19 protein-coding genes and 1 tRNA gene are annotated in these 18,908 nt (G+C 59.1%); 8 read left to right on the top strand and 12 right to left on the bottom strand.

Features of this window, described 5'->3' with window-relative positions; translation table 11 throughout:
* Nucleotides 1-10 precede the first annotated feature (10 nt).
* The 12 genes from nuoF to rpsO form a co-directional block, all read right to left on the bottom strand.
* Nucleotides 11-1,366, bottom strand: a complete 1,356-nt coding sequence (gene nuoF / locus KYG_RS17920; protein ID WP_008906347.1) for an NADH-quinone oxidoreductase subunit NuoF — start codon at nt 1,364-1,366, stop codon at nt 11-13.
* Nucleotides 1,366-1,854, bottom strand: a complete 489-nt coding sequence (gene nuoE, locus KYG_RS17915) for an NADH-quinone oxidoreductase subunit NuoE (protein ID WP_008906346.1) — start codon at nt 1,852-1,854, stop codon at nt 1,366-1,368. The genes nuoF and nuoE overlap by 1 nt, the downstream gene beginning before the upstream one ends.
* The gene (locus tag KYG_RS17910; protein WP_008906345.1) at nt 1,851-3,104 is read right to left on the bottom strand and encodes an NADH-quinone oxidoreductase subunit D; all 1,254 of its coding nucleotides are present in this window, start codon (nt 3,102-3,104) and stop codon (nt 1,851-1,853) included. Before KYG_RS17910 ends, nuoE begins: the two co-directional genes overlap by 4 nt.
* Nucleotides 3,105-3,130: 26 nt before the next feature.
* Nucleotides 3,131-3,739 (bottom strand): NADH-quinone oxidoreductase subunit C, encoded by a 609-nt coding sequence (locus KYG_RS17905; protein WP_008906344.1) that lies wholly within the window; start codon nt 3,737-3,739, stop codon nt 3,131-3,133.
* Between the two features lie 10 nt (nt 3,740-3,749).
* Nucleotides 3,750-4,229, bottom strand: a complete 480-nt coding sequence (locus KYG_RS17900; RefSeq protein WP_007849129.1) for an NADH-quinone oxidoreductase subunit B family protein — start codon at nt 4,227-4,229, stop codon at nt 3,750-3,752.
* Nucleotides 4,230-4,253: 24 nt separating this feature from the next.
* Nucleotides 4,254-4,613 (bottom strand): NADH-quinone oxidoreductase subunit A, encoded by a 360-nt coding sequence (locus tag KYG_RS17895; RefSeq protein WP_008906343.1) that lies wholly within the window; start codon nt 4,611-4,613, stop codon nt 4,254-4,256.
* Nucleotides 4,614-4,686: 73 nt separating this feature from the next.
* Nucleotides 4,687-4,771 (bottom strand) — tRNA-Leu (locus KYG_RS17890).
* Nucleotides 4,772-4,885: 114 nt separating this feature from the next.
* Nucleotides 4,886-5,260 carry a preprotein translocase subunit SecG gene (gene secG / locus KYG_RS17885; RefSeq protein ID WP_008906342.1) on the bottom strand — a complete coding sequence of 125 codons (375 nt, stop codon included), beginning with the start codon at nt 5,258-5,260 and terminating at the stop codon, nt 4,886-4,888.
* Nucleotides 5,261-5,300: 40 nt separating this feature from the next.
* Nucleotides 5,301-6,059: a triose-phosphate isomerase gene (gene tpiA, locus KYG_RS17880; protein WP_008906341.1), complete on the bottom strand. Its 759-nt coding sequence runs from the start codon at nt 6,057-6,059 to the stop codon at nt 5,301-5,303.
* Nucleotides 6,053-7,039, bottom strand: a complete 987-nt coding sequence (locus KYG_RS17875; protein WP_008906340.1) for an NAD(P)H-quinone oxidoreductase — start codon at nt 7,037-7,039, stop codon at nt 6,053-6,055. Before KYG_RS17875 ends, tpiA begins: the two co-directional genes overlap by 7 nt.
* A gap of 94 nt (nt 7,040-7,133) precedes the next feature.
* Nucleotides 7,134-9,389, bottom strand: a complete 2,256-nt coding sequence (pnp, locus tag KYG_RS17870) for a polyribonucleotide nucleotidyltransferase (protein ID WP_008906339.1) — start codon at nt 9,387-9,389, stop codon at nt 7,134-7,136.
* Nucleotides 9,390-9,598: 209 nt separating this feature from the next.
* Nucleotides 9,599-9,865, bottom strand: a complete 267-nt coding sequence (gene rpsO / locus KYG_RS17865) for a 30S ribosomal protein S15 (protein ID WP_005793232.1) — start codon at nt 9,863-9,865, stop codon at nt 9,599-9,601.
* A 201-nt stretch (nt 9,866-10,066) separates the two neighbouring features.
* Here rpsO and KYG_RS17860 point away from each other — a divergent pair, with 201 nt between their 5' ends.
* The 8 genes from KYG_RS17860 to ribD all read left to right on the top strand — a co-directional run bounded on the left by KYG_RS17860 (nt 10,067) and on the right by ribD (nt 18,770).
* Nucleotides 10,067-10,384 (top strand): hypothetical protein, encoded by a 318-nt coding sequence (locus KYG_RS17860; RefSeq protein WP_085942618.1) that lies wholly within the window; start codon nt 10,067-10,069, stop codon nt 10,382-10,384.
* An 87-nt stretch (nt 10,385-10,471) separates the two neighbouring features.
* Nucleotides 10,472-11,053, top strand: coding sequence for a GspH/FimT family pseudopilin (locus KYG_RS23980; RefSeq protein ID WP_085942617.1), 582 nt, complete (start codon nt 10,472-10,474; stop codon nt 11,051-11,053).
* Between the two features lie 14 nt (nt 11,054-11,067).
* Nucleotides 11,068-11,706 carry a type IV pilus modification protein PilV gene (pilV, locus tag KYG_RS17855; protein WP_008906336.1) on the top strand — a complete coding sequence of 213 codons (639 nt, stop codon included), beginning with the start codon at nt 11,068-11,070 and terminating at the stop codon, nt 11,704-11,706.
* A gap of 49 nt (nt 11,707-11,755) precedes the next feature.
* Nucleotides 11,756-12,652: a PilW family protein gene (locus KYG_RS17850; RefSeq protein WP_008906335.1), complete on the top strand. Its 897-nt coding sequence runs from the start codon at nt 11,756-11,758 to the stop codon at nt 12,650-12,652.
* 28 nt (nt 12,653-12,680) lie between these two features.
* Complete coding sequence (locus tag KYG_RS17845; protein WP_008906334.1) at nt 12,681-13,478, top strand: PilX N-terminal domain-containing pilus assembly protein; 798 nt, start codon at nt 12,681-12,683, stop codon at nt 13,476-13,478.
* 80 nt (nt 13,479-13,558) lie between these two features.
* Entirely contained in the window at nt 13,559-17,194 is a 3,636-nt protein-coding gene (locus KYG_RS17840) for a pilus assembly protein (protein ID WP_034695217.1), read from the top strand.
* Nucleotides 17,195-17,209: 15 nt separating this feature from the next.
* Nucleotides 17,210-17,632 (top strand): type IV pilin protein, encoded by a 423-nt coding sequence (locus tag KYG_RS23975; protein ID WP_008906332.1) that lies wholly within the window; start codon nt 17,210-17,212, stop codon nt 17,630-17,632.
* 25 nt (nt 17,633-17,657) lie between these two features.
* A complete protein-coding gene (gene ribD, locus KYG_RS17830) occupies nt 17,658-18,770 on the top strand; it encodes a bifunctional diaminohydroxyphosphoribosylaminopyrimidine deaminase/5-amino-6-(5-phosphoribosylamino)uracil reductase RibD (RefSeq protein WP_008906331.1) in 1,113 nt (370 codons plus the stop codon).
* Nucleotides 18,771-18,908 lie beyond the last annotated feature (138 nt).

Raw genomic sequence — 18,908 nt, 5'->3', positions numbered from 1 at the left:
TCTCTCGCGATCAGACGGAGGTCGCGGCTTGTGGAGCCTTGTTCCGGATCAGTGCCTCAAACTCGGGACGGAAGTGTTTGATCATGGCGCGCACGGGCATGGCGGCCGCATCACCCAGTGCACAAATGGTGCGGCCCTGGATGTTGTCCGCCACCGAGTTGAGCAGATCCAGATCACCCTCACGTCCCTGGCCATGCTGGATGCGATCGATCACGCGCCACATCCAGCCCGTGCCTTCGCGGCAAGGCGTGCATTGGCCGCACGACTCGTGCGAATAAAAATACGACAGGCGCAACAAGCTCTCGACCATGCTGCGGGAGTCATCCATCACGATGACAGCGCCCGAGCCCAGCATGGAGCCGGCCTTGGCGATGGAGTCATAGTCCATCGTGCATTCCATGATGATGGATGCCGGCAGGACAGGGGCCGACGAACCACCAGGAATCACCGCCTTCAGCTGACGGCCTTTGCGCACGCCGCCTGCCAGCTCCAGCAGCTTGGCAAACGGGGTACCCAGTGGCACCTCATAGTTGCCTGGCTTTTCGACGTCGCCAGACACCGAGAAAATCTTGGTGCCGCCGTTGTTGGGCTTGCCGCACTCCAGATAAGCTGCACCGCCATTGCGGATGATCCAGGGCACAGCCGCAAAGGTTTCCGTATTGTTGATCGTAGTGGGCTTGCCATACAGGCCAAAGCTGGCCGGAAACGGCGGCTTGAAACGGGGTTGCCCCTTTTTGCCTTCCAGCGATTCGAGCAATGCCGTTTCTTCACCGCAAATGTAGGCACCAAAACCGTGGGCTGCGTGCAGCTGAAAGCTGAAGCTGCCACCCAGGATGTTGTCGCCCAGATAGCCCGCAGCACGTGCTTCTTCCAGTGCAGCCTCAAAACGTTCGTAGGTCTGGAAGATCTCGCCGTGGATGTAGTTGTAGCCCACAGAGATGCCCATCGCGTACGCAGCGATGATCATGCCTTCGATAACGATGTGCGGGTTGAACTGAAGGATGTCGCGGTCCTTGCAAGTCCCCGGCTCGCCTTCGTCGGAATTGCACACCAGATATTTCTGGCCGGGGAACGAGCGGGGCATGAAGCTCCACTTGAGGCCCGTGGGGAAGCCCGCACCGCCCCGACCACGCAAGCCGGATTCCTTCACTGTGGCAATAACCTGGTCCTGCGTCAGGCCCTCGCTACCATCTTTACCCAGGATGCGACGCAGCGCCTGATAGCCACCACGCGCTTCGTAATCCTTGATGCTCCAGTTACCCCCATTCAGGCTCGCATAGATCTGGGGATTGATATGGCGATCGTGGAAGCAGGTCTGGACGCCTGTAGCCTGGAACTGGGAGAGTATTTGTGTTGCCGTGGTCATCACTGGCCCTCCGCCGCCCGCAGGCCATCAACGAGCTGGTCGAGCTTGTCGTTGTCCATGAAGCTGCACATCGTGCGATCGTTCACCAACATCACCGGCGCATCGGCACAAGCCCCCAGGCATTCGCATTGCTGCAGGGTGAACAGGCCGTCAGGTGTGGTCTCACCCATCGACACACCCAGCTTCTTTTCCAGGTGATGCAATGCCTTCTGCCCGTCGCGCAACTGGCATGGCAGATTCGTACACACGTTGAGCTTGTACTTGCCCACCGGCTGCTGGTTGTACATGTTGTAGAACGTCGTGACCTCGTGCACAGCAATCTGGGGCATGCCCAGATACTCGGCAATCACCGCTTCGCTCTCAGCACTTACAAAACCCTGCTCCTGCTGCACGATCGACAGGCAGGCCATCACGGCAGACTGCTTTTGCTCGGCGGGGTATTTGGCCACTTCACGCGCAAATCGCGCACGGGTCGCTTCGGTAATCATCGGTCAATCTCTCCGAACACGATATCCATGGTGCCAATGATGGCTACGGCGTCCGCAATCATGTGGCCGCGTGCCATTTCGTCCAGCGTGGCCAGGTGCGCGAAACCCGGCGCACGGATCTTGAGGCGGTAAGGCTTGTTGGCACCGTCACTCACCAGGTAGATGCCAAACTCGCCCTTGGGGTGCTCCACTGCGGCATAGGCCTCACCCTCGGGCACGTGAAACCCTTCAGTGAAAAGCTTAAAGTGGTGGATCAACTCCTCCATGTTGGACTTCATGGATTCACGAGCGGGCGCAGCCACCTTGTGATTGTCAGTAATGACAGGACCCGGATTGGCTTTGAGCCAGTCCACACACTGCTTGATGATGCGATTGGATTCGCGCATTTCCTGCACGCGCACCAGATAGCGGTCGTAGCAGTCACCTGTCTTGCCCACGGGTACATCGAAGTCCACACGGTCGTACACATCGTACGGCTGGGTCTTGCGCAGGTCCCAGGCGATTCCGGAACCACGGATCATGGGGCCGGTCATGCCCAGATTCAGTGCACGCTCGGGCGGCACCACACCAATACCCACCGTGCGTTGCTTCCAGATGCGGTTGTCGGTCAGAAGGGTCTCGTATTCATCCACGCAGCCAGGGAAACGCTGGGTGAAGTCGTCGATGAAATCGAGCAGCGAACCCTGACGATTCTGGTTCATGGCCTCAAGGGCCTTGGCATTCTTGATCTTGCTGACCTTGTACTGCGGCATGCTGTCCGGCAGGTCGCGGTACACACCGCCCGGCCGGAAGTACGCCGCATGCATGCGCGCGCCGGAAACGGCTTCATACATGTCAAACAGGTCTTCGCGTTCGCGGAAGGTGTAGATCAGGATGGTAGAGCTGCCGCAGTCGTTGCCGTGCGAACCGAGCCACATCAAGTGGTTGAGCAGCCGTGTGATCTCGGAGAACATCACACGGATGTACTGCGCCCGCAAGGGCACTTCCAGACCCAGCAGCTTCTCGATGGCCAGGCAATAGGCGTGCTCGTTGCACATCATCGAGACGTAGTCCAGCCGATCCATGTACGGCAGCGACTGGATGTAGGTCTTGTGCTCTGCCAGCTTTTCGGTGGCGCGGTGCAAGAGGCCGATGTGCGGGTCGGCACGCTGCACGACTTCACCATCGAGCTCCAGCACCAGGCGCAGCACACCGTGCGCGGCAGGATGCTGCGGACCAAAGTTCAGGGAATAATTCTTGATTTCAGCCATGGTGGTTCACATCGGACGCGAACGCCTCAGTGCAGGCCTCCGTATTTGTCTTCGCGAATGATGCGCGGCGTGATCTCACGCGGCTCGATCGATACCGGCTCATACACCACGCGGCGCAACTCGGCGTCATAGCGCATCTCGACATGGCCGGACAGCGGGAAATCCTTACGAAAGGGATGACCGATAAAGCCGTAATCGGTCAGGATGCGCCGCAGATCGTTGTGGCCGTCGAACACAATGCCAAACAGGTCAAACGCTTCGCGCTCGTACCAATTGGCGGAATTCCAAAGGTCGGAGACTGAATCCACCACTGGGAAATCATCGTCGGCGCAGAACACCTTGACCCGCACGCGCTGGTTCAGACTCACAGACAAGAGGTGCGACACCACGCAGTAGCGAGCACCTTCGTGCACCGCATCAGCGTAGGCGGAATAGTCCACACCGCACAGATCGATCAACTGCTCAAAGCGGCAACCTTCTGCGTCACGCAAAACCCGCATCGTTTCGAGGTAGTCGGCAGCATCTACCACCAACGTGACCTCGTCCAGCGCCACCGTGATCTGACGCACCTTCTCACCCAGTGCAGCGGCGATGTTGTCCTTGAGTTTTTCAGGCCGAATGGCTACAGCGGTCATAATCAACCCTTCAGACGCGAGCAATGGTGTTGGTGCGGCGGATCTTCTGCTGCAACTGGATGATCCCGTAAATCAGCGCTTCCGCAGTGGGAGGGCATCCAGGCACATAGACATCCACCGGCACAATGCGATCGCAACCACGCACCACCGAATAGCTGTAGTGGTAGTAACCGCCCCCATTGGCACAAGAGCCCATGGACAGAACCCAACGCGGCTCGGACATCTGGTCATACACCTTGCGCAAAGCAGGCGCCATCTTGTTGCACAGCGTGCCGGCCACGATCATCAGGTCGGACTGGCGGGGGCTGGCGCGGAAAACCTCGGCCCCGAAACGGCCAATGTCATAACGCGCAGCGGCGGCATGCATCATTTCGACAGCGCAGCACGCCAGACCAAACGTCATGGGCCACAAAGAGCCGGTCTTGGCCCAGTTCACCACCGAGTCGTAACTCGTGGTGATGAAGCCTTCCTTCATCACGCCTTCAATCATTGCATCATCCTTGTTGAAGCCCGCTCATTCCCAATCCAGCGCGCCCTTTTTCCACTCGTAGGCAAAACCCACCACCAGAACGGCCAGGAAAATCACGACAGCGACGAAACCGGCAACACCCACCTCATGCAGCGCCACCGCCCACGGGAAGAGGAATGCGATTTCCAGATCGAACAATATGAACAAGATGGCTACGAGGTAGTAGCGCACATCAAACTTCATGCGCGCGTCCTCGAAGGCTTCAAAGCCGCATTCGTAGGGGGAGTTCTTCGCGTCATCCGGGCGGTTGGGGCCCAGGATGTAACCGAGTACGAGGGGGACAACGCCAACGGCGATGCCGACCAAGATGAACAAAAGGACGGGGAGGTACTGATCGAGGTTCATCTTGAGGATGTGCTCACCGCTGTAGCCTTGCCCGTCAGGACCCGAGCCGGGTCATGCAGGCAGGCCTTTGTTTTGGTGCCGTCGGCGAGACTCGAACTCGCACAGCTTTCGCCACTACCCCCTCAAGATAGCGTGTCTACCAATTTCACCACGACGGCTGATTTGTGCATCTGGATGGCATGAGGAACCTTGCGGTTTTGGCTTTCCAGACAATCCGGGATTCTACTCCGGAAAAACCCTGCTTCGACCTGCGAAGCCCAATTTAGTGCAGATTATTTGGTGGGGATCTGCGCTGCACCCGATGCAGGCACAGCCGGGGGCACGACCGCGTCGGATGCAGACAACGCAGGCGCCCCTGCGGGTACTGCAGCGCCCGGAGCTTCCAGCACGCTGCCAGAGCTCGCAGGCCGCGCATTGCCGAAGTAAGCCAACGCCAGCGTGGCCACAAAAAACACTGCCGCAAGCACCGCTGTGGTGCGCGACAGGAAGTTGGCACTGCCGCTGGCCCCAAACAGGCTTCCGGAGCTACCGCTGCCAAACGCAGCTCCCATGTCAGCACCCTTGCCATGCTGGATCAGGATCAGGCCAATCATCACCAGGGCCGTAAGCATCTGCACAGCCAGCACCACATTCACGATCACGTTCATTCTCTGTTCACTCCTGATTGAATTTGTTTAATGCGCCGCCTCACCGGGCGGCCGCAATGATCTGCAGAAAATCGGGCGCCTTCAGCGACGCGCCACCTACCAGACCACCATCAATGTCCGGCTGACCTAGCAGCTGAGCAGCATTGCCCGCATTCATGCTGCCGCCATACAACAAGCGGATACGGTCTGCATGTTCGCTGGCCGCTGCAAGCTGGGCGCGCAGCACAGCGTGCACGGCCTGCGCCTGCTCTGGCGAGGCTGTGCGTCCGGTACCGATGGCCCAGACAGGCTCGTACGCCACCACCACCTCACTGATGCAATGCCCATTGAGGTGAATGACCGCTGCCAATTGCCGCTTGACCACCGCCTCGGTCTGCCCTGCTTCGCGCTCCTGCAGGGTTTCGCCAACGCACACAATGGGTGTGATGCCCGCAGCCAGCGCGCGTTGCACCTTCTCCGCGACCACCGCATCGGTCTCACCGTGATACTGGCGACGTTCAGAATGCCCCACCAAGGTGTAGCGCACGCCAAAATCTTTCAACATCGCAGCCGACACCTCACCGGTGAATGCGCCCGCCTCGTGCTGCGATACATCCTGCGCAGCCACAGCCACCACAGACCCCGCCGCAGCAGCCTGCACCTGCGCCAGATAGGGCGCAGGCACTGCGACGGCTACGTCGCAGGCTGCGTCAGCAACGCCCGCCAGGATGCCCTTGAGCAAAGCCTCGTTGGCGGCCAGCGAGCCGTTCATCTTCCAGTTACCTGCGATGAGTTTCTTCTTGTTTTTCATGATCACCATGTCAGAACAATCTTGCCAATGTGCTGGTTCGACTCCATCAACGCATGTGCGCTTGCGGCGTCTGCCGCCGCAAACGTGCTGTGGATGACCGGCCGCACCTGGCCCGCCGCCAGCAGCGGCCACACATGCTCACGCAGTGCTTTCGCAATGGCGCCCTTGAAAGCCACGGGGCGTGGGCGAAGGGTGGAGCCGGTGATGGTGAGCCTTCGGCGCAGTACCAGTCCGGCGTTGAAACCGCTCTTGATACCGCCTTGCACAGCAATGATGACCAGGCGGCCATCTTCAGCCAGGCACTCGACCTCACGCTCCACGTAGTCGCCCGCAACCATGTCCAGCACGACATCCACCCCCTTGCCCTGCGTGAGGCGCTTGCCCTCTGCCACAAAGTCTTGGGACTTGTAGTTGATGGCGTGGTGCGCCCCAAGGCGCAGGCAAGCCGCGCACTTCTCATCGCTGCCCGCCGTGGCCAGCACGGTGGCCCCGAAGGCGCGTGCCAGCTGGATGGCCGTCACGCCAATGCCACTGGTTCCCCCCTGCACCAGCAGAGTCTCTCCGGCCTGCAGGCGGCCCCGGTCGAAAACATTGCTCCACACGGTGAAGAACGTTTCAGGCAGCGAAGCCGCCTCGACGTCGCTCAACCCTTGCGGCACGGGCAGGCACTGCGCGACCGGTGCAACACACCACTCGGCATAACCGCCCCCCGCCACCAGGGCACACACACGGTCACCCACCCGGATACCCGCTTCGGCCATGGCCGCGGCATCGCCGGATTCGACGACACCGGCCACCTCCAGACCCGGAAGATCCGAAGTCCCCGGAGGCGGTGCGTAGTGCCCCATTCTCTGCAGCACATCGGGTCGGTTGATGCCACTGGCGGCAACGCGGATCAGAAGTTCGCCCGCACCCGGCTGGGGCACGGGACGGTCACCCAGACGCAGTACGCCAGGGCCTCCAAAGGATGTGATTTCGACAGCACGCATGTTGCAATTCTTTGAGGGAGATGGATTTGAATGATTTTGGCCGCCAGCGCATTATGGATAAGCGCCAGCAGCTACAAAATCAGTAGCAAAACCATCAACCGACGACCTGCCCGAAACCACCTTCCGAAGGCAGAGACTGTTGTTGCTGCTGCTGTTGCTGGTCGGCGGATGGGCGGCCACCGCCGTCACGGCCGTGGTCACGACGCGGCTCGCGGTCACCGCGCTCAGCCGGTGCCGGACGGTCGCTACCGCCGGCTGGGCGGTCTGCCAGCACCTTCATCGACAGCTTGACGCGGCCTTTTTCATCGGTTTCCATGACCTTGACCTTGACGATCTGGCCCTCGGTCAGATAGTCGCCCACGCGCTCCACACGCTCATGCGCGATCTGGCTGATATGCAGCAGGCCATCCTTGCCCGGCAGCAGGTTGATCAAGGCGCCGAAGTCCAGGATCTTCGTCACAGGGCCTTCGTAGATCTTGCCAATCTCGACCTCAGCCGTGATCTGCTCGATGCGCTTCTTGGCAATCTCGGCCTTATCCGCATCGGTCGCGGCGATGGTGATCGTGCCGTCTTCTTCGATGTTGATCTGGCAGCCGGTCTCCTCCGTCAGGGCACGAATCACCGCGCCGCCCTTGCCGATCACATCACGGATCTTTTCAGGGTTGATCTTCATGGTGAAGAGCTTGGGCGCGAAGCTGGAAACCTCGGTATTGGCGGTGCTCATGGCCTCCTGCATCTTGCCCAGAATGTGCATGCGCGCTTCTTTGGCCTGTGCCAGCGCAACCTGCATGATCTCCTTGGTGATGCCCTGGATCTTGATGTCCATCTGGAGAGCGGTGATACCGTTGGTGGTACCCGCCACCTTGAAATCCATGTCACCCAGGTGATCCTCATCGCCCAGGATGTCGGTCAGCACAGCAAAACGGTTCGCATCCTTGATCAGGCCCATGGCGATACCGGCCACGTGCGCCTTCATGGGCACGCCGGCGTCCATCAGCGACAGGCAGCCCCCGCACACCGACGCCATCGACGACGAGCCATTGGACTCGGTGATTTCCGACACGACACGCATGGTGTAGGGGAACTCTTCCTTGGTCGGCAGCACGGCCACCAGAGCACGCTTGGCCAGACGGCCGTGGCCGATTTCGCGGCGCTTGGTGCTGCCCATGCGGCCCACTTCGCCCGTGGCGAAGGGAGGCATGTTGTAGTGCATCATGAAGCGGTCTTCGTACTCGCCGGCCAGCGCATCAATGCGCTGCGCATCGCGCTCGGTGCCCAGCGTGGTCACCACCAGTGCCTGGGTTTCGCCGCGGGTGAACAGCGAAGAGCCGTGCGCGCGGGGCAGCACGCTGCTGCGGATTTCGATGGGGCGCACGGTGCGCGTATCACGGCCGTCGATGCGGGGCTCACCAGCCAGGATCTGGCTGCGGACGATGCCTGCTTCGATGTCGAACAGCATGCCTTCGACCTTGACGGAATCGAACTCCACGCCATCGGCCTTAAGATCGGCCATGACGGCAGCATACGACTCGCGGCATGCCTGGGTGCGGGCCTGCTTGTTGCGGATCTGGTAGGCAGCGCGCAGCTTGTCGTCGGCCAGGGTTGTCACCTTGGCAATCAGGGATTCGTCCTTGGCAGGCGCTTCCCACTGCCACACAGGCTTGCCAGCATCGCGCACCAGTTCATGGATGGCGTTGATGGCCACATTGCCTTGCTCATGGCCGAACACCACGGCGCCCAGCATGATTTCTTCGGACAGCTGCTGGGCTTCGGATTCGACCATCAGCACGGCGGCCTCGGTACCCGCGACCACCAGGTCCATCTGCGAGTTCTTGCGCGCAGTCTGGCCGGGGTTGAGCACGTATTCGCCGTTGATGTAGCCCACGCGCGCAGCGCCGATGGGGCCGTTGAACGGAATGCCAGAGATGGCCAGGGCTGCACTGGTAGCGATCAGGGCCGCAATGTCGGCGTCCACTTCAGGGTTCAGCGAAATGGTGTGGATCACCACATGCACTTCGTTGAAGAAACCCTCGGGGAACAGCGGGCGGATCGGACGGTCGATCAGGCGGCTGGTCAGCGTTTCGTGCTCGCTGGGCTTGGCTTCGCGCTTGAAGAAACTGCCGGGGATCTTGCCGGCCGCGTACGTCTTCTCGATGTAATCCACCGTCAGGGGGAAAAAGTCTTGCCCGGGCTTGGCACCCTTGGAAGCCACCACGGTGGCCAATACCACGGTGTCATCGATATTGACCAGCACCGCGCCGGAGGCCTGGCGGGCGATCTCGCCCGTTTCCATGATGACGGTCTTGTCGCCCCATTGGAAAGACTTGGTGACTTTGTTGAAAATGCTCATGTTCAGCTCCTGTTTTAATAGCTGGCAGCGCACTGCCAGATTGGTCTGGAGGGCAATTCAGAACACGATGCCATTCCAGTGAAACTGCTTGCCGTCAGCGTGGCAACAAACTTCATTGGAATGACACAGCTTCGCTCTGTTTTGCGGCTCCGAAGTAAAAAACGCCTGAGCTAGCGGACTAACCCAGGCGTTTTCGCATGCAATGAAAATTACTTGCGCAGACCCAGCTTGGCGATCAGCGCGGTGTAACGGTCAGCGTCCTTGGCCTTGAGGTAGTCCAGCAGCTTGCGACGACGGCTCACCATACGCAGCAGGCCACGGCGACCATGGTGGTCCTTGGCGTGCGTCTTGAAGTGGGGGGTCAGTTCGTTGATGCGGGCCGTCAGCAGGGCCACTTGCACTTCTGGGCTGCCAGTGTCGTTGGCAGCACGGGCGTTCGCCTTGACGACTTCGGCCTTGATGGAGGATGCAATCATGATTTTTCCTTGAATGTGGTCCACCCTGTGGGCAAACCATGGTTTTTACTTGCGCCAGCAACTGGAAGGGTCGCTGGCGTGCGTCTTGCACCATGCAAAACCCTGTGATTATAGCCTTCGACTGAATTTGGCCTTGCCAAGCCCCGGGCAATCCAGAACACTGTGCCCACCAAACCCTTTGCCAGCCAGCGAAAGACCGCCATGCCATACACCCCCACCATCGCCCCATCAGCGGCGCCAGCCCCACGCGCCCAACTCCTGCGCCAGCGCATTTTGCACACCGCCTGCGCCTGCGCGGCCGCCCTGTGCGTGGCTGGGGCACCCAGTACCACACTGGCCAAAAACTCCACGGGCCACAAGAGCGCGGCAACGGACACTGCCGCCAAAAAGAAAAGCGTCAGCAAGGTCACCTACCAGCGCAGCTCGTCGGAAGAGTCGCGCGCGGAGCGGGACCGGCGCATGTACCGGGAATGCAAGGGGATGCACAACGCGGGGGCCTGCAGGGGATACACCAGATAGCCAACGAAAGAAGCCGCTCGTCACTACGCAAGGGCCATTCGTCCGAAGTAGGCACGCCACGCCTCAACCCCCAACTACTATCTATCCATGCAGAGACTGCAATCTTCACTTACTCCACCCCGCACAACTGGGTTGCAATATGGATTCACCATCATTGAATTAATGGTGGTTGTTTCCATTCTTGCTGTTCTAGCGGCGCTAGCCACCCCCAGCTTTACACCGCTGATTGAGCGTTGGCGCATCAGGCAGGCCGCAAGCGGCTTGGAGTCCGCCTTGTATTTCGCTCGATCAGAAGCGATCAAACGCGGTGGCAATATCACGATACGGAAAGAACCCTCCGGTACCAACGGCTGCTCATTGGCGTCTGGAGTTTCGAATTGGGATTGCGGATGGTTCGTTTTTGTGGATACCAACAACAACGGTACGCAAAACGCCGGGGAAGAAGTTCTCCAGCGGTTCGCCACCCCGTTAAACATCGAGGTCACGCGCTCCGCCAATTCGGCAGATATCCGATTTGACCGCTGGGGCCGCGCAAACGCACCCTTCGGGTTCTCTCTTGTCCCTTTGAACAAGTCAACGAGCGATCCGGCCGCACGCGGACTTTGCATGAGCTCTGGCGGACGTATCCGAATTACCACTGACCCAGCCGATATTCCCTGCGCAGGTTAAACATCATGCGATACATGCACTACGACCGCCAATGCGGTATTACCCTTGTCGAATCGTTGGTAGCCATTGTCGTTGCATCACTTGGCATTCTTGGCATTCTTGGTGTGCAAATGCGGACGCTTAGCGATACCCAAACGACGGTGCATCGCGCACAAGCCATTCGTTTAATTGAAGATTTGAGCGAACGCATGAAAGTTCATCCAAACGCTCTCAACAGCATCGCAAGTTACACCATCGGCTGGCGGGTTGGCGCCGCGCCCACGGCCCCGGCCGGCAAGCTTTGCACTGGTGCCACCAACTGCACACACACGGAGTTTGCGGCCTACGATCTACGCGAATGGAAGCGAGCCGTGGAGCGAGCCCTTCCCTTGGGTGACGCCAACGTATTCTTCGCCCCTGACGAAGCTGCGGGTGCCGCTGGCAGCCGCAGGCAGCTAGGCGTCCTGATCCGCTGGCGCGAAAACGAGCGAGATACCAGTGCTGATTACAAAGACAGCCTGAGCACCGCAGTTGGGGCACTTGGTGGAACCGGTGCACCCGCGTGCGATCCTGGCTTCACCTGCCACCTGCAATATATCCCGGTCAGCAGCCGCTGCGCTCCCTACTTTGCAGACACCGCGGTCCAGTACTTTTGCCCCGGCCCTAGAGGCTGAGCAAGTCTCCTTTGATCGTCCAACATTACTTCTAGCAGGTGTGCCTGACATGAATCACATCCCTTCAAAGCGATCTGCTCAGGGCGGCGTCACGCTGATCGAGCTGCTTGTTGGCATCACCGTTGGCCTGCTCACCATCGCCGTGGCCATGGGTGCCTTGATGGTGTCACGTGGAGTATCGGGTACCGTCAGTGACGCCACCGAAATTCAGCAGCAAGCAGCTTACGCATTTCGGGTGATAGGGCAGCAATTGCGCCAGGCAGGGTCGGTCAAACTCAAATTGTCGGCAGCCAAAATGATCGAGGACAATCTCCCGGCTCTCCCGGGAGAAGCCGTGGCCTTTGAAACCGATTACTCAGACGGCACCAATACGTTTGTTCTTTCTACAGACACCTTGAGCGGGCTCGATACGCCAAGCTCCACCGAATACAAACTAACAACTGGTTTCCGTAACTATACGGAGCCTCTCTATACGGCTGCCGTGCCGCAATCGGTACAACGCAACTGTATCGGTGCGGGCGAGACCCCGGTACTCGTGCAAAGCGCGTTCGTTCTGTTTGTTGACCCGATCGACCCCAATCGCAGAGAACTGCGTTGCCAGGGCAATGCTGAAATCCCTCAACCCATCATCCGCAACGTGGCCAACTTTCAGGTTCGCTACCTTATGCAAAGTGCAGCAGACACAGGCAACCCCAATCTGCGCTATGTCGATGCCGCTACCGTGGGTGCTCCTGGCAGTCCTGGCTGGGCACAGGTTTTCGCCGTGGAAGTCTGTTTGGTGTTGTACGGCAACGAAGCCATCGATCTACCAGCAGGGAGCACATATACCGACTGCGATGGCGCTACACCCGTCAACATGACCACGTTGGGCGCCCCACGCAACCGGCGCATGCATCTGGTGTTCCGCAACATTTATCAGCTGCGCAGCCAAGGGCTGTCCGGTTAACCACCTACCGAAACCTGCCATGCAACGCATGTCCTCTACCTTTAAAACCATGCCATCACGCCAGCGCGGTGTTGCGTTGTTTGTTGTCATCGTTTTCGTGATGCTCTCGATGCTTCTGGCACTCTGGGCGTCACGCACTTCCATGTTCAATGAAATGGTGGTAGGCAACGACGCCGACTATCAACGGGCCTTCGAAGCGGCTCAGGCGCTGATTCAGGACGCGGAGCTCGATATTCGAGGCGAAAAGCCGGACGGTAGCGATTGCCGAATTCCTGTAGCTGCAGATTGCCGTGGCGGCATGGCCGTGGCACAGATCCCTCTTGAGGCAAAAGAAGCTGCCGCATTGTGGGCAGAACTCGAGAACATCACAACGGGCCCGCGCTGCCGCAACGGACTCTGCCTGAAACGCACCGGGCGGCAGGATTTCTGGAACAACACCAGCGATAAAACGGACCCGTTGGTCGATTTCACATTGGCTGAAATGATGGTCGACGGTATTGGTGCACGCTACGGTCAATACAGCGGAGCCAAACTGAGCACGGATGCAAATGAACCCGGGGGCAACCCGATCTTGAGAGACCGTTCCCGCAACGATCTGGGCGGCTGGTACTGGATTGAGATATTGCCCTATGACCCCAATGCAGACAAATCAGCGCTTATTGCGGGTGGGGCCAACCATTTGCCGCTGAGAATGACCCCCAATGTCGTGTATCGGATTACAGCAGTTGCACATGGTCGAAAGCTGAGAAGAGTGGGTGCTGTGGATGTTCCGGTGACACAGGCGGTTATCCAGCAGACCTACGCGCGGCAGAAAACGCCAGACTAATTGCACAAAAAATTAATTTCAGCCGCCATTAAATCAAAGCGGCGGCAGTCAGTTTAATATATATCAAACAGGAGCACAACATGCCCTACTCTGTTCAGCATCGTGCGAATTTCAAGAAAACCATGGTCGCATTGGCTGTTTGCGCAGTGCTGGCCCCAAATAGCGGTTGGTCACTGGATTTTGCGCAGTCGCCGCCGGGCACGGTTGAGCCTTACGTTGCACCAAACGTGATTATCTCTGTGGATGATTCCGGCAGTATGAATTTTCGTTTGGATCAAGAAAATACGACCGGCGCAACAAATAATACATCGCCGACGATATCTGCACCTACAGCAGATGATCCCAACAGGAAAGTTTGGCGGGCGACTGATCGCCGCATGAATGTATTGAAATACGCACTTAGAGAGGTTTTCAACGATACCAGCCTATTGCCTGAAGGCAAAATACGGCTGGCTTGGCAGTCGATGAACGGAAATAACAGTACGCCCAAAATACTCAATTCCGGAACGACCGCGCAGTTCAATACGAACTCGATGAAAGTGTTGGACGTCAACCATCGGAGTAATTTTCTCAGCTTTGTTGGTCAACTATCGCCGAATAGCAGCACCCCGTCGCATAGCATGTTCAAAAATGCTGATGAATATATGCGACTTCCACCGCATCAGAATGGCCCATGGGCTTCAAAGCCGGGGACAACCGGCGCGCCCTACCTCGGTTGCCGTCGCAATTACCATATCTTCATGACTGACGGCCGCTGGAATGGGGGTGTGTCGGGCGGGTCACAGGATAGCCGGAACGTTAACAGAACGCTTCCTGATGGAACTCTCTACGGCAGCACCAATGCCGCTTTAAGGCCGCCGAACCAGCTTTATCACGACACCTTTAGCGACACCCTCGCCGATTGGGCCTTCAAAAGTTGGGCAGACCGTCTTCAGCCAGCGGCGAGTCTTACGGGTTCGGTAACTCCGATCGCTGAGTACGACCAAGCGCCAGCGACGGAAACCATCGGCGGTGTCGCCCTGCCCAAGTACTGGAACCCAAAGTACAACCCCGCTAGCTGGGCTCACATGGTGACCTACACCATTGGTTTTAGCTCGATGGCCTACACGTGGCCAGGAGCTCCGACCATCACACGTCCTACCGAGATGGTTCCATTTGGGTACGACGGCAGCTTTCCTAATTTGGTGAACGGAACAGCTACTTGGCCGGTGATGGATAACGAAAACAAACGTTCACTCGACTTGTGGCACGCAGCTCTTAATGGTCGCGGGCGATTTTTTGCTGTGGAACAGGGCGAAGACCTTGAAAAAGCCTTCCGCATGATCATTCAGCAGATCAACACACAAAATGAGCCCGACCGGGGCTCCACTGCCACCAGCGGCAGCAATGCATCGCGCAACGATGTGGCCAAGTACGTGGCCAACTATGTACCCAAGGAGGGTTGGAGGGGCTATATCCAGGCTGAAACGGTAAAAACCGACGGCACCACCATTCCCACGCCAGGCTGGGCGGGCAAAACTACTGCCGATTTGCTGGACGCCATCGGGTTTGATGTGAACAGCCGGCTTATCCTGAGCTACAGCAACCAGATCACGAACCCGGCTACCGGCACAGAAAAGGGCGGTGTGGCGTTCAAATGGGCGGCGGACCAGAGTTATCTCAGCACCGCCCAAAAAAGCTTTCTCAATTTGAAAAGCGATGGCACCAGTGACGCCTTGGGACAGGACCGCCTCAATTACATCCGTGGCGATCGGAGCAAGGAAGGCACGGAAACCCCACCGAATTACCCTGCGACCAAGCCCTTCCGCGAGAGAAAATCTCGTCAGGGGAGCATCATCAACTCCGAAGTATGGTATGTGGGAGCACCCAACAGCAACTACTCCTGGAAAGGTTACGCTTCATTCACCAATTTGAACAAAGCACGCTTGCCCATGATTTATGTGGGTGGAAATGACGGCATGCTCCATGGCTTCTCGGGGGTTGATGGCACGGAAAAGCTGGCGTATGTACCGCGGGGAATTCTTCCTGCGGTTGGACGTCTCACTGACCCCGCGTTTAACCAGAACCACCGTTACTTTGTGGACGGTTCGGCGATGAGTGGTGATGTTGACATTAATGGAGGCAAAGACCCCAGTGACCCTGACTATGGCGCCTATGCCCCAGATTGGCGGACCATGCTCGTCGGCACGCTGGGCGCCGGCGGCAAAGGCTACTTTGTGCTGGACGTGACATCGCCGGGTACCACTGCAGCCGCAGCGGGCAATTTCAGCGAGGCGAACGCATCCCAGTTGGTGGTCATGGACAAGACTCGCCACGCTACCGAGGCGGTGGCGACTGTGGCAACTTGCGAAGACGCTGCTATCACGCCGACAACGGCCAAGGAAACTTGTCTTGCCGCAGCGGACATGGGCCATATTTTTGCCAAGCCTGTGCTGGACGAGACCAATCCCCAGCGCACCACGCAGATTGCGCGGCTGAACAACGACCGTTGGGCAGCAGTCATGGGCAACGGCTACAACAGCAAGAGCGAACGCCCTGTTCTGCTCATTCAGTACCTGGATGGTGACAAGAAGCTGCTTCGCTTGGTTGCTACCGGCTCAACGGCCACAGGGAGCCACGCCAATACCACCGACAACGGCCTCTCTGCGCCACGCCTTGTGGACATCAACAGCGATGGTCGCCCGGACGTGGTGTACGCAGGCGACCTCAAAGGCAACCTGTGGAAGTTCCTCATTGCCGACGACAGCGACGCCAACTGGGGAGTGGCACGCTGGGGTGGCGTAGCCGGAACCACCACCAACCACACTACCAACGGCGTCCCACTTTTTACCGCGAAGGGCGGAACAGAAGGCTCGCCGAATTCGCGAACACTCGCTCAGTCCATTACGGTCGTGCCCACGGTGCGTACCAACGACCGCAAGAAGGACATCGACCCTGATGCAACCAAGGAGGAACTGGTGGCTGTGGGCGGGCTGATGGTGGCTTTCGGCACCGGCCGCAACGTGGACAAGGACGACCCCCAGAACGCGAACAAGCAAACCCTGTATTCCGTCCTGGACAACACCCGCTACAAGCTGACCGGTGCCAAGAAGAACCGCGTGGCGGTGTGTGCAGATACCTCCGATAGCGACTGCAATGAGTTAGTAAAAACAGTCGATGATCTGCCCACCCCTGTTACCCAAGCGGGTCTTGTGGAACGCAAAGTTCCTGTCACGGCTGAACTGGACCGCGACGGCCACCAGTACTGGCAGGTTGATGCAAGTACCGTTTTGGACTGGAACACCAACAAAGGCTGGTACATGGACCTGCCCGAGACGCGCGAGCGCCTGCTCAAGCCGATGGAGTTTTACGACAGCAGCAATGTGCTGGCCGTTTTCTCGCAGGTGCCTGCCAAGGGCTCCCGACTTGAGCCCAATGTGGAGACCTGCGAAGCTGGCTCCGTGGACAGGGAACGGCAGTTCCTCACGTTCATCAACATCATGGATGGCAAGCGGCCCAGTGTCCAAATTCTGGACACAAACGGAGATGGCAAGTACAACTTGACATCGGATAAGGCGGCCTCACGGGTATCTGTTGCGCCAGGCTCGCAAACGCTTATTCAGCGCGGTGATAGAAATCGCTTCACAGGGAAAAAGCCTGATGGCACTGACGACAACCTGGATACCGCCCTGTTCCCTGAACAGAGCATGCGCCCCAGCTGGCGGCAAATGCGATAAAGGAGCAGACTGTTTATGAAGCAACAACAACGCGGTTTCACGCTCATCGAGATCATGATCGTGGTGGCCATCATCGGTATTCTGACCGCTATCGCTTTACCGAGCTATAACGAATATATTCGACGCGGCCACCGCGCTGATGCACGGGCTGGTTTGCTACAAGCACAGCAATGGATGGAACGTGCGGCCACAGCCACCGGAACATATCCACTGGCACTTCCGGCAGGGCTAACTTGGGCAGCTGATCCACAAAAGCGCTACACCATCGGTTTTCAGGGCGTCAATACCAACGTCGCTTTCACTTTGGTGGCAACCCGGAAGTCACCTGGCCCCCAAGCTGCGGATCGTTGCGGTGATTTCACTCTCACCAATACGGGTATACGGAATGCAATCAACATGGGCACCGGTATCACAGCCGCTGAGTGCTGGAACAAGTAGTCACTGCGCTACCATCCAAGGCGCCATGATCCAGCCAGCGCCCCCCATGATCCAAGCGCTTGAGCTCGCCACTCAAGCGCTTTTTCTTTCCAACCCCAACCCCCGCGTAGGCTGCGTCATCGTGGCGGGCGACGGGTTGAAGGTGCTGGGCACAGGCTTCACCCAACACGCCGGGGGGGCCCATGCCGAGGTGATGGCGCTGCGGGATGCGGCGGCGCGCGGGCACGATGTGCGGGGGGCCACGGCCTATGTGACGCTGGAGCCCTGTGCGCACCAGGGCCGCACCGGGCCCTGCTGTGATGCCCTGGTGCAGGCCGGCATTGGCAGGGTGGTGGCGTCCATCACCGACCCCAACCCGCTGGTGGCGGGCCATGGCTTTGAGCGGCTGCGGGCTGCGGGGGTGGAGGTGGTGGTGGGGCCGGGTGCAGACGAGTCGCGGGCGCTGAACATCGGGTTTTTCAGCCGCATGGTGCGCGGCACGCCCTGGGTGCGTCTGAAGGCCGCTGCATCGCTGGATGGTGCAACAGCGCTCAGCAACGGTGTGAGCCAGTGGATCACCTCGCGCACCGCCCGGGCCGACGGCCATGCGTGGCGTGCGCGGGCCTGTGCGGTGTTGACGGGCATTGGCACGGTGCTGGATGACAACCCCCGGCTGGACGTGCGCGAGGTGCCCACGCCCCGCCAACCCCATGTGGTGGTGGTAGACAGCCAGCTGCAACTGCCCCTGGACGCTAATCTTTTGATAGCTGGCCGCGCTTGCTACATATACGCTGCAGCCCGAAATGATGCCAAAGAAGCCGCCCTGGCGGCACGCGGCGCCACGGTGATCCATCTGCCCAATGCGCAGGGCAAGGTGGATTTGCCCGCCATGCTGCGGGACCTGGGGGCGCGGGGTATCAATGAACTGCATGTGGAGGCGGGCCACAAGCTCAATGGCTCGCTGGTGCGGGAAGGCCTGGTGGACGAATTGCTGGTGTACCTCGCGCCCCGCCTGCTGGGGCCGGGGCTGGGGATGGCGCAGTTTGGCCCGCTGCAGGCGCTTGCAGACGGGCTGGCGTTGGAGTTCACATCGGCCCAGATGGTGGGGCCTGACCTGCGGGTGGTGGCAAGGGTGCAGGGCCGGGACCAGTTCTATTGAGTCGGCATCCTTGAACTTGAAACACCCGTTCGGGCTGAGCCCGTCGAAGCCATGTGCGGCGCTTCGACAGGGTCGGCGTGAACGGTTCAAATGGGTTCATGCCCACTCAACAACGATCGCCACCCGATTCGGTGGTTT

Source organism: Acidovorax sp. NO-1 (assembly GCF_000238595.1).
Taxonomy (GTDB): Bacteria; Pseudomonadota; Gammaproteobacteria; order Burkholderiales; family Burkholderiaceae_C; genus Acidovorax.
Note: the sequence above shows the minus strand (reverse complement) of the source record. Positions and strands in the feature narration are given on the sequence as shown.

Excerpts from the sequence above, each read along its gene's own strand:
- KYG_RS17875 (WP_008906340.1), bottom strand. The coding sequence starts at position 7,039 with ATGCGTGCTGTCGAAATCACATCCTTTGGAGGCCCTGGCGTACTGCGT.
- KYG_RS17845 (WP_008906334.1), top strand. The coding sequence starts at position 12,681 with ATGTCCTCTACCTTTAAAACCATGCCATCACGCCAGCGCGGTGTTGCG.
- ribD (WP_008906331.1), top strand. The coding sequence starts at position 17,658 with ATGATCCAGCCAGCGCCCCCCATGATCCAAGCGCTTGAGCTCGCCACT.
- pilV (WP_008906336.1), top strand. The coding sequence starts at position 11,068 with ATGCACTACGACCGCCAATGCGGTATTACCCTTGTCGAATCGTTGGTA.
- KYG_RS17860 (WP_085942618.1), top strand. The coding sequence starts at position 10,067 with ATGCCATACACCCCCACCATCGCCCCATCAGCGGCGCCAGCCCCACGC.
- KYG_RS23975 (WP_008906332.1), top strand. The coding sequence starts at position 17,210 with ATGAAGCAACAACAACGCGGTTTCACGCTCATCGAGATCATGATCGTG.
- pnp (WP_008906339.1), bottom strand. The coding sequence starts at position 9,389 with ATGAGCATTTTCAACAAAGTCACCAAGTCTTTCCAATGGGGCGACAAG.
- nuoF (WP_008906347.1), bottom strand. The coding sequence starts at position 1,366 with ATGACCACGGCAACACAAATACTCTCCCAGTTCCAGGCTACAGGCGTC.
- KYG_RS17850 (WP_008906335.1), top strand. The coding sequence starts at position 11,756 with ATGAATCACATCCCTTCAAAGCGATCTGCTCAGGGCGGCGTCACGCTG.
- rpsO (WP_005793232.1), bottom strand. The coding sequence starts at position 9,865 with ATGATTGCATCCTCCATCAAGGCCGAAGTCGTCAAGGCGAACGCCCGT.
- KYG_RS17905 (WP_008906344.1), bottom strand. The coding sequence starts at position 3,739 with ATGACCGCTGTAGCCATTCGGCCTGAAAAACTCAAGGACAACATCGCC.
- tpiA (WP_008906341.1), bottom strand. The coding sequence starts at position 6,059 with ATGGTGATCATGAAAAACAAGAAGAAACTCATCGCAGGTAACTGGAAG.
- KYG_RS23980 (WP_085942617.1), top strand. The coding sequence starts at position 10,472 with ATGCAGAGACTGCAATCTTCACTTACTCCACCCCGCACAACTGGGTTG.
- KYG_RS17900 (WP_007849129.1), bottom strand. The coding sequence starts at position 4,229 with ATGATTGAAGGCGTGATGAAGGAAGGCTTCATCACCACGAGTTACGAC.
- KYG_RS17840 (WP_034695217.1), top strand. The coding sequence starts at position 13,559 with ATGCCCTACTCTGTTCAGCATCGTGCGAATTTCAAGAAAACCATGGTC.
- KYG_RS17895 (WP_008906343.1), bottom strand. The coding sequence starts at position 4,613 with ATGAACCTCGATCAGTACCTCCCCGTCCTTTTGTTCATCTTGGTCGGC.
- nuoE (WP_008906346.1), bottom strand. The coding sequence starts at position 1,854 with ATGATTACCGAAGCGACCCGTGCGCGATTTGCGCGTGAAGTGGCCAAA.
- KYG_RS17910 (WP_008906345.1), bottom strand. The coding sequence starts at position 3,104 with ATGGCTGAAATCAAGAATTATTCCCTGAACTTTGGTCCGCAGCATCCT.
- secG (WP_008906342.1), bottom strand. The coding sequence starts at position 5,260 with ATGAACGTGATCGTGAATGTGGTGCTGGCTGTGCAGATGCTTACGGCC.